Annotated in this window: 12 protein-coding genes; 5 read left to right on the top strand and 7 right to left on the bottom strand. The window is 40.0% G+C overall.

Annotated features, from left to right (window positions below; genetic code table 11):
• Positions 1-28: 28 nt before the first annotated feature.
• Positions 29-1189: an aminotransferase A gene (locus BSM4216_RS05625; RefSeq protein WP_048623043.1), complete on the bottom strand. Its 1161-nt coding sequence runs from the start codon at positions 1187-1189 to the stop codon at positions 29-31.
• Between the two features lie 112 nt (positions 1190-1301).
• Here BSM4216_RS05625 and corA point away from each other — a divergent pair, with 112 nt between their 5' ends.
• A complete protein-coding gene (gene corA / locus BSM4216_RS05630; protein WP_048623044.1) occupies positions 1302-2294 on the top strand; it encodes a magnesium/cobalt transporter CorA in 993 nt (330 codons plus the stop codon).
• Between the two features lie 61 nt (positions 2295-2355).
• The gene (locus BSM4216_RS05635) at positions 2356-3261 is read left to right on the top strand and encodes a chemotaxis protein (protein WP_048623045.1); all 906 of its coding nucleotides are present in this window, start codon (positions 2356-2358) and stop codon (positions 3259-3261) included.
• Between the two features lie 344 nt (positions 3262-3605).
• Here the strand turns inward: BSM4216_RS05635 and BSM4216_RS05640 are convergent, their stop codons facing one another.
• Both BSM4216_RS05640 and BSM4216_RS05645 read right to left on the bottom strand, forming a co-directional pair.
• A complete protein-coding gene (locus BSM4216_RS05640) occupies positions 3606-4076 on the bottom strand; it encodes a YkyB family protein (RefSeq protein WP_048623046.1) in 471 nt (156 codons plus the stop codon).
• 405 nt (positions 4077-4481) lie between these two features.
• The gene (locus BSM4216_RS05645; protein ID WP_003353499.1) at positions 4482-5843 is read right to left on the bottom strand and encodes an IS4 family transposase; all 1362 of its coding nucleotides are present in this window, start codon (positions 5841-5843) and stop codon (positions 4482-4484) included.
• Positions 5844-6049: 206 nt separating this feature from the next.
• Between BSM4216_RS05645 and bioF the strand changes: the two genes are divergently transcribed.
• Genes bioF through bioC form a run of 3 tightly spaced genes read left to right on the top strand, consistent with a single transcriptional unit; the run spans position 6050 to position 8771 of the window.
• Complete coding sequence (gene bioF / locus BSM4216_RS05650) at positions 6050-7231, top strand: 8-amino-7-oxononanoate synthase (RefSeq protein ID WP_048623047.1); 1182 nt, start codon at positions 6050-6052, stop codon at positions 7229-7231.
• Positions 7228-7953 carry an alpha/beta fold hydrolase gene (locus BSM4216_RS05655; protein WP_048623048.1) on the top strand — a complete coding sequence of 242 codons (726 nt, stop codon included), beginning with the start codon at positions 7228-7230 and terminating at the stop codon, positions 7951-7953. The genes bioF and BSM4216_RS05655 overlap by 4 nt, the downstream gene beginning before the upstream one ends.
• On the top strand, positions 7950-8771 hold the full coding sequence (gene bioC, locus BSM4216_RS05660) for a malonyl-ACP O-methyltransferase BioC (protein WP_048623049.1): 822 nt from the start codon (positions 7950-7952) through the stop codon (positions 8769-8771). Before BSM4216_RS05655 ends, bioC begins: the two co-directional genes overlap by 4 nt.
• A gap of 144 nt (positions 8772-8915) precedes the next feature.
• On the opposite strand, the gene ssuD is transcribed toward bioC, so the two are convergent.
• The 4 genes from ssuD to BSM4216_RS05680 form a co-directional block, all read right to left on the bottom strand.
• Positions 8916-10055, bottom strand: a complete 1140-nt coding sequence (gene ssuD, locus BSM4216_RS05665; RefSeq protein WP_048623050.1) for an FMNH2-dependent alkanesulfonate monooxygenase — start codon at positions 10053-10055, stop codon at positions 8916-8918.
• A 61-nt stretch (positions 10056-10116) separates the two neighbouring features.
• Positions 10117-10962 (bottom strand): ABC transporter permease, encoded by an 846-nt coding sequence (locus BSM4216_RS05670; RefSeq protein WP_371836633.1) that lies wholly within the window; start codon positions 10960-10962, stop codon positions 10117-10119.
• 26 nt (positions 10963-10988) lie between these two features.
• A complete protein-coding gene (locus tag BSM4216_RS05675; protein ID WP_048623052.1) occupies positions 10989-11978 on the bottom strand; it encodes an aliphatic sulfonate ABC transporter substrate-binding protein in 990 nt (329 codons plus the stop codon).
• 30 nt (positions 11979-12008) lie between these two features.
• Complete coding sequence (locus BSM4216_RS05680; RefSeq protein WP_048623053.1) at positions 12009-12764, bottom strand: ABC transporter ATP-binding protein; 756 nt, start codon at positions 12762-12764, stop codon at positions 12009-12011.
• Positions 12765-12829: the final 65 nt, after the last annotated feature.

A 12829-nucleotide genomic window follows, 5' to 3' on the forward strand; every position in this document is an offset into this window, starting at 1 on the left:
TACGATATTATCGAAGCAAGCAGAATGATTACAGGATATGTTTGCTTTTTAGAAAATTCTCCAGTCTGTTCAGCCCTTCCTCAAGCTCTTTCATCGAGGCAGCATACGACAGCCTAAAGTATCCTTCTCCATAGTGGGAAAAGGCACTCCCGGGAACCAAGGCCACTTTTTGTTCCCGCGCTAATTGAAGGCAAAAATCAAAAGAATCCAGTTTTATCGCATCAGGTATTTTTACAAAGAAATAAAATGCCCCGTCCGGGCGGACCACTTCCAAGCCGGAACTTTCGAGACGCTCATATACATAAGCGCGGCGCTTTTTGTATTCTTCCCTCATAGCCGCGGAGTCTTCTTCTCCATTTGTATAAGCTTCCAATGCAGCCATTTGAGAAATAGAAGAAGCGCAAGACACGTTATATTGATGAACTTTTAGTAAATGTTGGGCGATGTTTTCCGGCGCCATTAAAAAGCCAATCCGCCATCCAGTCATGGAATGCGATTTCGACAAGCCGTTGATGACTATTGTCTGTTCTCTTAAAAAACGGCCGATGGAGACATGAGGACGATCGTAAAGAAGTTCGCTGTAGATTTCGTCAGCAATCACGAAAATAGGTTTATCTTTAAGAAATAGAGCGATTTCTTTTAACTCGTCTTCTGTTAAACTTACTCCTGTTGGATTGGACGGATAAGGCAAAATAACGCATTTCGTGTTGGCGGTGACATATTTTTCAAGAACGTCTTTTGTTAATTTAAATTGGTTGTCCCTAGTATCGGCAAAAACAGGGACCCCTTGGCACATCCGAATGATCGGTTCATAGCCGGGATAGACCGGACCTGGAAGGATGACTTCATCTCCAGGGCATAAAATGGTTCTTAAGGCAACGTCAATCGCTTCGCTCGCTCCTATCGTGACAATGATTTCGCTTTCCGGCGAATAGGTTAAATCATATTTTTTATGTACATAATGGCTAATGGCTTGGCGAAGCGGCAAATATCCTGCGTTATGTGTATAAACGGTAAAATTTTCTTGAATGGCATTCATTCCCGCTTTTTTTATATGATCCGGTGTAGGAAAATCCGGTTGGCCAATGGTTAAGGAGATCATCCCTTCTATTCCGCTCACCATATTAAAAAACTTTCTAATTCCAGAGATTTGAATATTTTTGACGTTTTCGTTCAGATATTGTTCCAATGTTTTTCACTAACCTTTCTTTCCTTTTGTTATCATTATAATGTCTATAGAGTCTCTTAAAAAGGAAAGAATCAAAAAACTTCATCATTTAAAGGCGGTTGAATGAGAGATTATGATCAGAACATGCGCTGTTGATAAAGATAACCAAATCGTATATGATGTTCCGCTTCGTGATCTTAACAATGAACATACGGTTTGGTATTGGGTGGATTTTTCGGAGCCAACCGATCAGGAAAATTCCCTTTTACGTGATTTTTTTCATTTCCATCCATTGGCTGTGGAGGACTGTTTAGACGAATTGATTGAAAGGCCCAAAGTGGATTTCTACAAAAATTATTTATTTTTTCTTTTGCATTCCATTCAGCAAACAACTTTGGCTACAGACGAAGTAGAGGTGTTTATGAACAGTCATATGCTTGTCACCTATCATAAACAGCCGAACAGAGCCATTAATAACTCATGGGTGCGTCTAAAAAAAGAAGAAGGTTTAAAAAAGGGGCCGATTTTTGTGGTCCACAGCATTATTGACCAGATCGTAGACGATTATTTTCAGCCTGTCTTCCATATTGAAGATACCCTCAATCAAATCGAAGAAAACAGCGATAGAGAGGCTGTTAATGAGTTGCTGGATAAAATATTTGAAATACGCCATGACATGTCCAAGCTCCGGCGCTCCATTTTGCCGATGAGAGATCTTCTTTACAGGCTTTTAAATTCAGAAAATGTCTCATTTATTGAAGATCAGCGATTTTATTTTCACGATATATATGACCATTTGTTGAAGTTATCAGAAATGCTGGAATCCTACCGGGAGTTTTCTGCCGATATCCGTGATAACTATATGTCTTTTAATTCCAATAAGACCAATAACATTATGATGACGCTGACGATTATTACGACGATTTTTATGCCGTTAACCTTTATCGTAGGAATATATGGAATGAATTTTGATTATATGCCGGAACTTCATATTAAATACGCTTATTATATGGTGTTAATAGGGATGGCATGTATAGCCTTCTTTATGTTTTTGATTTTTGTCAAAATTGGATGGCTGAAAATCGGGAATAAAAAAAATCGACGGAATCGTCATAGTTCAAAATAGATAGTCTTTTTTGCCTATCATTTTCATGGTATAGTTAAGGTAATTGGGAGGGGTTGCCACTATGGACAAAAATACGACAGTTCTGTTAGAAAGTGGGACAAATGAACTGGAAATTGTAGAGTTTGAAGTGAACGGAAACAAATACGGCATTAATGTGATAAAAGTGAGAGAAATTATATTGCCGGTTCCCGTCACGTTTATACCTCATTCACATCCTCATGTTGAAGGAATTATCGAATTGCGCGGGGAAATACTGCCGGTAATCGACATGATGAGTGTGCTGGGGTTTGAAAACTCTCAGCCGAAAGAGAATGATAAATTCATCGTGACGGAATTTAACTGCCAAAAAGCTGTTTTCCGTGTCAACAACGTTTCTAAAATCCACCGGATTTCATGGCAAAGCATTGAAAAGCCTTCCGAAATTTATCAAGGGAAAAGCAGTGAAATCATCGGCGTCATTAAAATGAACGGAGAAATGCTTTTGCTTTTGGATTTTGAAAAAATAATGGTCGATATTAACCCGACTTCCGGTATTCAAGTCGAACAAGTGAAAAAACTTGGTAAACGGGAGAGATCGAACAAGAAAATAATCGTGGCGGAAGATTCGCCGCTGTTGAGAAAATTATTGGAAGAGACGTTGGGAGAAGCGGGATATGTAAATATTGATTTCTTTGAAAATGGACAAGAGGCTCTTTCCTACTTGGAATCTCTCATAGAAGAAGAATCTGATATTGCAGAAAAAGTACAATTGGTGATTACCGATATCGAGATGCCGCAAATGGACGGACATCATTTGACCAAGCGGATAAAAGATAATCCAAGTCTGAAAAAGCTGCCTGTCATTATTTTTTCCTCATTGATCACCAATGAATTACGGCACAAAGGAGAAATGGTGGGAGCTGATGAACAAGTCAGCAAACCAGAAATCAATGAATTGATCAAAAAAATTGACGAGTATATTTTATAGCGATAAGGCACCGAGTGAGGTGCTTTTTTGTTATTCCGGACATAAAAATGTGTAACGGAACGCCGATTCACTTTTACGGTGAAACTTTAGAGAGTGCTTTTCAATAAAAAGGAATCGTCTCAATCGAATGAATTTGAACGGTATGGCAAAAGGGGTGAGAATATCGGTCCATAAAGTGCCGTGATTGTAATGAAAGGGTGGATGGGAGGCTCACAAACAATGCAGTAATTTATGTGAACAATTTGATGGCGTAAAACTCCAGCCGACAATCGTACGTTAAGCGGCTGGAGCGTACGAACCCGCAAAACGGGTCAAAGGTCCAACCTCTTTAGTTGATGTGGCCATTAGGAAAAAAATGACTCTCCTAGAGGTTTAAAAACGGGTTTTCGATATTTTTTTCGTCCGCTTGACGGACGTGTTTCATTTTCTTCAAAACCAGTATAATTCTGAAGCAATTTTTTCGCTTGGAACAGGCTCATATGACATTTTGGATTATGAGTATGCTGGTCAAGATGACCTAAATGCGGCAAAAGTTGAAAGTCATCTTTAGAGGCAGGTATATGAAATGAGTATTCTCCACATGTTACGAGCACATCAGACTGCTGCTGACTGTATTTTGGATTTTGAGAAAAGTGCAGCCCCACTTTTTTTGCTTTTCCTTCTTGAATCATTTTCAGCAACGCTTTCTTTTTCAGTGAATATAAGTATTTTGGATTGGTGGCTGTTTTAGCATGGCGATTCACCGTAAATATTGCTTTTGAGAGGTTCGTAGTTGTAGGAGGAAGCGAGGGCAATTCATTTTGGCTGTTCAACATGATAACTCCTTTCGAAGCATTTTTACCATATTATATCCTTTTTTAGGCTTGATGGAAAGGGGAAGGAAAAAGATAAAGAAAGTTTTTTCATAAAAATGGAATAAAAACTCTCTTATGGGAGTTCAACTTTATATTTTTTAATTTTTCTGAAACGGCTAAACCGATAAAACTAAAAAGGGGATATCCATTTTTTTCTCTGTATATTCCAAATATTATAAACTCCTTTTTGTTCGATGAGAAGATTGGTTTTTAACTCATCATACATGCTCCAATCTCTGTTCTTTATCAACATAAGGACCAGGCATTGCCGCTTGCCGCGAAAGAAGATCGTTTTTAGATTGTCTAAAATTTTCCGTTATGATACGATTATCTCAAAAACGTTAACTTTTTATAAAATTAGTTAACTCAACTTTCGCACACAGAAATATGAAGACAGTCCTTGATATAACGAGGTAAAGAAGTAATCCAATTGGACAGTTGACACTGAAAAATGTCCATACTCAAATAAACCTTAGCTTCAGCCAAAGTTTGGAAAAGAGAAATCAATTGTAGTAAAGCCGTTTTAAAGTCCATCTCCTTTACTTCGTCACATAGAAACAAGAATAAGTTGCCCATGGTCTTCGGATCCTCTTCTTTCCGAAGTTGCCAAGCAATCAAGATATACCGAGTGAAGACAATGGTAGTATGGCTAATCATCATGTCATAGGAACGACCTTGAAACTCTTTGGCTAAATGTAAAAACGATTTACTGAATTTAAAAAAGGTTTCAATGTCCCAACGCATCCCATAGATTCGAACGATTTCTTCATTAGACAGCGTGGTATCTGTACTCAAAATGGCTAGCCATTCACTTTGGTTGTTTCGATTCCGCACAAACACGATTTTCACTGGTAAACCCGTATGAAGGGTTGCGTGAATCGAGCCGAGTGTTTCTTTTTTGCCAATGTCTCGTTTCGCTTTTCGATACAGTTGTTCCAAGGTTAAACGTTCTCCGTTGAAAAGATACCGTTGTTTCAGCTGTTTGACCATACCAATGACAAAAAGGCCTTTGGAGTGAATCTTCTCCACCAACGGGGCATGAGTAAACCATGTATCCATGAGCACATAATCAGCGAAAATTCCTTTATCCAATGCATGTTCTACTAATTTCAACACCATGTTTGGTTTTGCTTCCAATGCCTCGAGCCGTCGTTTGTAGCCTGTGGTTCGTTTATCAATGGACGAATGGATTTCGTTCAAGCGATTCTTTTGGTTCGCTGAACTCAAAAGAGCGAAATCGATAGGTACAAATGTAAAGCCATCGGACCATCCGAGCGTTAATAGTTGAAAACCATTGACAAACTGACGAGTGGAATGATCGAATACTTTAGCTAGAAGCTCAACCGATTTACTACGGTTACGAGAATAAATCGAATCGTCTACAATAAACACGGTAACACGGCGCTTCGAAATCGTTTGTTTCACACGACGAATCACTTCGGAGCTCAGAGATAGTAAAAAGGTTCTCCAGTTATACGTAGACGAGTTCAAAAAACGATAAATGGTATCTTTTCCTGGTAAATCGGCAGCCTTTTTGCTTTGTAAGGCGTGGTACCAGTTTCTGTATTGAAAAACAAGAAGAAATAATAGTTGAAAAATCGATAAACAAGAATAACCACAAGCCTTGATAATTCCTGCTTTTCTTAAATGATTACCAATTTGTAATTCAGAAAATCCGTCTTTTATTTCTTTTGGTAATTGCGCAAAATACTCTTTTTTCGTTATCATAATGGTGACACCTTTCTTTCTTTGGTTTTTGGTTTGGTCACCAATAGTTTACCAAAAGAAAGAGGTGTCTTTTTGTTTTTTAGACGAATTTTTTCAGTGTCAAGTGAATATGAGATACCCAAAGAAACCTATCAAATCAAGGATTATTCATAAATTTTTCACTGCGAAAGTTGAGTTAGTTAACAAAAGAGGTGAGATGTTTTTTCATGTACTTATGGGAGAAACAAATGAAAGAGGAACTGCGGCATATAGAGGATAAAAAGCAAAAACGCCATTTGTATTCTATTGATTTTTTGAAGAACTCATACGTTTTGAAAGATGGTCGCAGGCTTCTTAATTTTTCATCGAACAATTATCTTGGATTGGCTGGCGATGATCGGCTCATTCAAGCAAGCGTGCGCGCTGCCCAGCAATACGGTGCCGGATCGACAGCTTCTCTATTAATGGTTGGCAACTATTCACTTTATGAAAAAGTCGAATCGGAATTAGCGAAGTGGAAAGGGACAAAAGCCGCACTTATTTTCAACAGCGGGTATACAGCCAATGTTGGCATTATTTCTGCACTCGTCGGTCGCCATGATATCGTCTTCAGCGATAAATGGAATCACGCCAGCATCATCGATGGAACGATTCTTAGCCGAGCGGAAATGAAACGGTATCAACATCAAGATCTGGATCATTTAGAATCTCTTTTAAAAAAAGCGCCCGTTCATAAGAAAAAACTAATCGTTACGGATTCTGTATTCAGTATGGATGGGGATATTGCTCCATTAAAAGGGCTCGTTGAATTAAAAGAAAAATACGGGGCTATTTTGATGGTCGATGAAGCTCATAGCAGTGGTATTTACGGAGAAAGAGGAGAAGGGCTCCTTCATTTATTAGGTATTGAACAGCAAGTAGATGTTCAAATGGGGACTTTCAGCAAAGCTCTGGGGTCTTTTGGAGCTTACGTAACAGGAAAACAATGGATCATCGACTATTTCATCAATAAAGTGAGAAGCTTTATTTTTACCACCGCATTGCCGCCTGCTGCATTGGGATCGATCCTTGCAGCGATTTCCATTGTCCAACAAGAGACGATACGCCGGAAAAAGTTGCAAGAGAATAGTTATTATTTTCGAAAAAAACTATATGAAATAGGTTTTGATATCGGTACAAGCGAGACACAAATCGTTCCGATCATGATCGGTTCCAATGAGTTAACGGTTCTCTTTAGTAAGAAATTGGAAGAGAAAGGTGTTGCTGCTGTCGCCATTCGGCCTCCTACGGTTCCGGAGGGGACAGCACGAATCCGTTTCTCCCTTATGTCGACATTCACAAAAGAGGAACTAGATTGGACGCTTGAGCAAGTGGCCGCCGTTGGAAAAGAATTGGGGGTGATTTCGTGAAACATCAGCATTCTCTAGTCTTCCTTCCGGGATGGGGAATGAAAGGAACGATTTGGGGTCCTCTTGAAGAAAGGCTAAAATCGACTTTTGCCATCTATAAAGTGGAATGGGATGGGATTGATAAAGCAGCTGATTTTAAACGAAAAGCGCTTCAGTTCATAGAAGAAAAAGGTCTTTCTTCTTTTGTTCCCGTGGGCTGGTCGCTTGGAGCGTTGATCGCTCTTGAACTTGCTTTTTCTGTTCCCGAAAAAATCGAGCGCATAGTTCTCATCAGCGGTACGAGTCGGTTTATTCAAGGAGATCGTTATCACGCTGGATGGAATAGACGGATAGTGGAACGAATGAAAAGGCAATTGATTCGTAATCGCGCACAAACGATTTCTACTTTTATAAACTCGTTGCTTTATGAAGACGAAAAAGGGAAGGAGATCGATTTCATCGATCACTTTCATTGTGATAAACCAAATAGTTTAGAAGCAGGCCTTGACTATTTAATTTCAGCAGATGTTCGTTTTGCTGTGAGAGATATCTCGGCTCCATTATTGCTCATTCATGGGGAAAAAGATGCAATATGCCCGCTATCCGCTGCAGAAGACATTGTGGAACAGACAAGTGGCAAGGCGCTTCTCTATAAATTGCCGAAAACCGGACATGCTCCTTTTTTAACGAAAACGGACGAATGTGCACAGTTGATTCAATTATTTGCAGGGGGAGAACAATGATCGATAAACCGTTGCTGAAAAAACGATTTAGTGACCATGCCAAAACGTATGATCAATTTGCAAGCGTGCAGAAAAAAATGGGGACTCAGTTATTGAAGCGGATGGATGGGAAAGAAAGTGAATTCGCTCCGATCCATATTCTGGAGATTGGCTGTGGTACAGGATATTTGACGAAGAAACTGTCGCAACAATTTCCCGAAGCAACGATAACCGCAATTGACTTTGCACCGGGAATGATCGAAATCGCGAAACAGCGGATCAATGATGAACGGGTACATTTTCTCTGCGGTGATATTGAGGAAATGGGGCTAAAAGAACGGTATGATCTTATCATCTCCAATGCAACCTTTCAATGGCTGAATGATATGGAGAATACTCTGATTCGTCTTAGCCATTCGTTAAAGAATAATGGAAGGATTCTTTTTTCAACATTTGGAGCCGAAACATTCCATGAACTTCACACTTCTTTTTCTCGAGCGTTGCAAAAATGGCAAATCTATACGAATGCCAGACTCGGGCAGCCGTTTTACTCATTAAAGGATTTATTAGAATTATGCGATCGTACGATTCGATTGGTTCATCCACATTCGAACATCGTCGGAATAGAGACCATTGAAAAAGAACGATTCCTCTCTGTGAGAGACTTTTTCACTTCTTTGAAAAAAATAGGGGCTACGAATAGCAATCAAGGGCCATTTTTCCAACGACCTTCGATATTAAAAAAAATGATAAAAATCTATGAGCGTGATTTTCAAGAAAATGGCTTTATAACAGCTACTTATCATTGCTTATTCATAGAAGCTGTGTTGAAACGATGATTTGATAGAGGGGAAAGAGGTTTAAAATCACATAATCAGATCCTTTATCTCTGTCATTTTGTTCTGTTTTCATTCTATCTGATGGCTTTTTCGGAAACGAACACCTCCTGCCGCTTATACGGACAGGAGGTGACCCTTACTTTGTTATACTTTGATAAATTTCGGCGATATATTATTTCCGATAATTTCACCGTAATGAAAGAATTCATTTTCATTATTTTGTTGTTCCAAAGGCAACAATGGAAATAACAATTCAGCCACCCGATACGCTTCTTCCAAATGGGGGTATCCGGATAATATAAAACGATTAAATCCTGCTTGTTGATATTCCAACATTCTTTTTGCAACTGTTTCGGGATCCCCTACTAAGGCTGTGCCGGCGCCTCCTCTTACTAATCCGATCCCCGCCCAAAGATTAGGGCTTATTTCTAATGATTGTCTGCTTTTGTTTGCCCCGCGATGCAAAACACTCATTCGTTTCTGTCCGACCGAGTCATACCGGGAAAGGACTTGATCTGCTGTTTGAACGGCTTTTTCATCGACATAGTGTATCAGTTTGTCTGCCGCTTCCCATGCTTCTTTATCCGTTTCCCGCACAATTACATGCAATCGGATGCCAAACTCAACTGTTCTGCCTTGTTCTTCTGCCAACTTCTTGACTTCTTCGATTTTCTTGGCCGCTTGCTCTGGTGGTTCCCCCCACGTTAAATACACATCGGCGTGTTTAGCCGCCACTTTTTTTCCGGCATCAGACGATCCACCAAAAAAGACAGGCGGATATGGTTTTTGTACGGGAGGAAAAAGAAGTTCGCCACTATCAATTTTTAAATGTTGTCCGTCAAACGTGACCGTTTCGCCTTTTAATAATTTTTCCCAGATCGTTAAAAATTCATCAGTCGCTTCGTATCTTTGATCATGGCTTATGAATAGCCCATCTCCGGCTAATTCTACTGGATCGCCTCCGGCTACAACGTTTATCAACAATCGACCATTGGAAATTCGATCTAGCGTCGCCGTCATTCTGGCCGCGAGAGTTGGGGACATTAATCCCGGCCTTACGGCAACAAGAAACTTCAATCGTTCGGTTTCGACGGCCAGCGATGAAGCCAACAACCAAGGATCTTCGCACGATTTACCCGTCGGAATCAGCACTCCTTTATATCCCAGCTGATCGGCAGCTTGAGCAATTTGTTTGAAATAATGATAAGTTCCTGCACGTCCGCCTTTTGTCGTTCCCAAATATCTTCCATCGCCGTGAGAAGGAATAAACCAAAATATTTCCATGTTTTTCACTCCTTTAAATGAATGATTATGGATGATTCATCTTAAATAAGCCCATTTCAACTTATACTTCACCTTTGTAAGTGTCTTGCCATTTCAGAAAATGCTTTTCCATCAGCCTGACCAATGAATCTGTTAATTTTCCGACAATGGCAAAAATGATGATGCCGACAAATACGATATCCGTGTTGCTAAATTGTCTGGCGTCCATCATCATATAGCCAAGGCCCGACGTAGAACCCATCAGTTCCGCTACGACTAGTGAGAGCCAAGCGGCTCCTAGCGATAGACGGATTCCCAACAATATATTGGGAAGAGCGGAAGGCACGATCAGCAGCTTGATTTGCTTCCATTTGCTGAATTCAAGTATGCGCGCTACTTCAAAAAGCTTTGCGTCCACTTTACGAATGCCTAAAAAGGTATTGACGTATAGCGGAAAAAATGCGCCTAATCCGATTAATAAAATTTTCGATTCCTCTCCTAGGCCAAACCACAGAATGAATAGCGGGGTAATCGCCAAATGCGGAATAGTCCGCACCATTTGTAAAGTTGGATCTAATAAACTTTCGGATTTTGCCGATAGTCCTACCAGAGTTCCCAAAGCCAATCCCAATCCGCCGCCAATGACAAATCCGCATGCGGCTCGAATAATGCTCAATTTCATATTGGTGAACAAAACCCCTGAGACGGCTAAATTTTTAGCCGCCAAAATAATTTCCCACGGTGTCGGCAATACGGTTTTCGTCACCCATCCGAGAGACCCTATTAATTGCCAAATGATAATGATGATAACAGGGAGTATAAATCCGGAAAGTAATCTATACCTACTTCTTTTTCCGGAAGATTGCGAAATAGATTTCCATTTCTTCTCAGATTGACGTGGCGTGGAGACCGGTATTTCAGCTGTCATTCCTGCTTTGCTCATTTTTTATTCACCTACTTTTTGTTTGATAGTGCTTGATTGATATATTGATTATCTACTACTTTGCTTGTATCGATTTTTTTCTGGATGATATGTTTCTTGTATTGAAAATCAGCCGTTTCTTGCTGAGCATGAATAATCTTGCCAGAGATCGGCAGGTTGGTGGATGGATTGTTTTTCAATGCGCTGGCCACAACCTTTTTATCTAAATTCTTCGCCTTGGCATAGATCGCAACGGCTTCGTTGAAATGCTGTTTTTCCCAAAGCCGTGCCTGTTCATACACTTTCAAGAACTTCACTGTTAAATCCGGATGTTCTTCTGCAAATTGGGAACGTACGAGCATAAAACTCGGCGAAAAACTGTTTAATTGCTTTTCGGTCGTTAAAATCCTAGCATCATGTTTTAATGTTTCATAAGATATAAAAGGCTCCCAAATCGACCAAGCATCTACCTTTTTTGCATTGAAAGCCGACTGTGCTTCATCCGGTTGAAGCTGGATAATTTGCACATCGGAATCTTTTAATCCTGCTTTCTGTAAAGCCAGGTATAATAAATTAAATCCGCTGCTTCCTTTGGCGACAGCAATTTTTTTGCCTTTTAAATCTTTAAGGGTTTTAATCGAGCTTCCTTTCGGTACAAGTATCGCATCCGATTTTAATCCTAATCGGGTATTGGAAATTTCTTTAAAACCGATATCGGCGGCTTGCGCTGAAATAACAGGAGAATTGCCCACTCCCGCAAAATCAAGATGGTTGGAAGAAATGGCCTCTATTTGCGGCGGGCCGCTTTGAAATTCAGTCCATTTCACTTGAACATGGTCTTTTTGGAAAGCTTTTTCAAACAGCTTTTTTTCTTTTGCTAAAAGGAGAGGGCCGACATCTTGTTGAATACCTATATTGATCGTAGTATTTTTTTGATCTGCACTTTCGCTTGCTTGGCTGTTGCCGCATCCGGCTATTATCCAAATAATTCCGAAAATAAAGAATAGATATGCCTTTTTCATAAACTTCCTCCTTGACTGCTGTGACAGACATTATTTTGATAATGAAAAATGATTGACTGTTTCAAATTCTTGCATGACGGTTTGTCTCATTTTTTGAAATGATGAATCTGTTCTTTGGCGCGGAAATGGCAAGTCAACGGGAATCTCGCGGTGCACCGTTCCCGGTTTTGATTTCATGACGACGACTCTATTCCCAAGATAGACCGATTCATCCAAATCATGCGTCACTAAAATCATAGTCTTTTTTGTTTTTGCCCATATTTGTAAAAGGACATCTTGCAAATGTTGCCTTGTAAATGCATCCAGGGCGCCAAATGGTTCATCTAACAATAAAACGACTGGATCTCTCAATAAAGCTCGTGCGATGGCTACCCGCTGTGACATGCCTCCTGACAATTCCTTTGGATAGGCTTTTTCAAACCCTTTTAATCGAACGATGTCGATTAATTCATGTACTTTTTCGCGAATAGCAGGATCCTTTAAAGAAAGATCAGCGGCAATATTTTCTTCGACTGTCAGCCATGGAAACAAGCGATGTTCTTGAAAAACAAAACCTTGGGCGACACTTGGCTTTTTAACAGCCTGTTGGCCGAGGAAAACATCTCCGTTGTAATTCGTATCCAGCCCGGCGATAATCTTCAGCAGTGTGCTTTTGCCACAACCGCTCGGACCGATCACCGTAATAAACTCACCGTTTTTTATATTCAAATAAACATCATGCAGCACTTGCACACTTCCTTGATTCGTTTTAAATGACTTGTCTTTTATGTTGATTTTTATATCCATTTTTGTTCCTCCAAGCTTCGGCTTTCCTTTAACTTAAGAACAAACAGACGTAAAAAGCGATGACC

The sequence above is a fragment of the Bacillus smithii genome (assembly GCF_001050115.1).
In the GTDB taxonomy this organism is placed as follows: Bacteria; Bacillota; Bacilli; order Bacillales; family DSM-4216; genus Bacillus_O; species Bacillus_O smithii.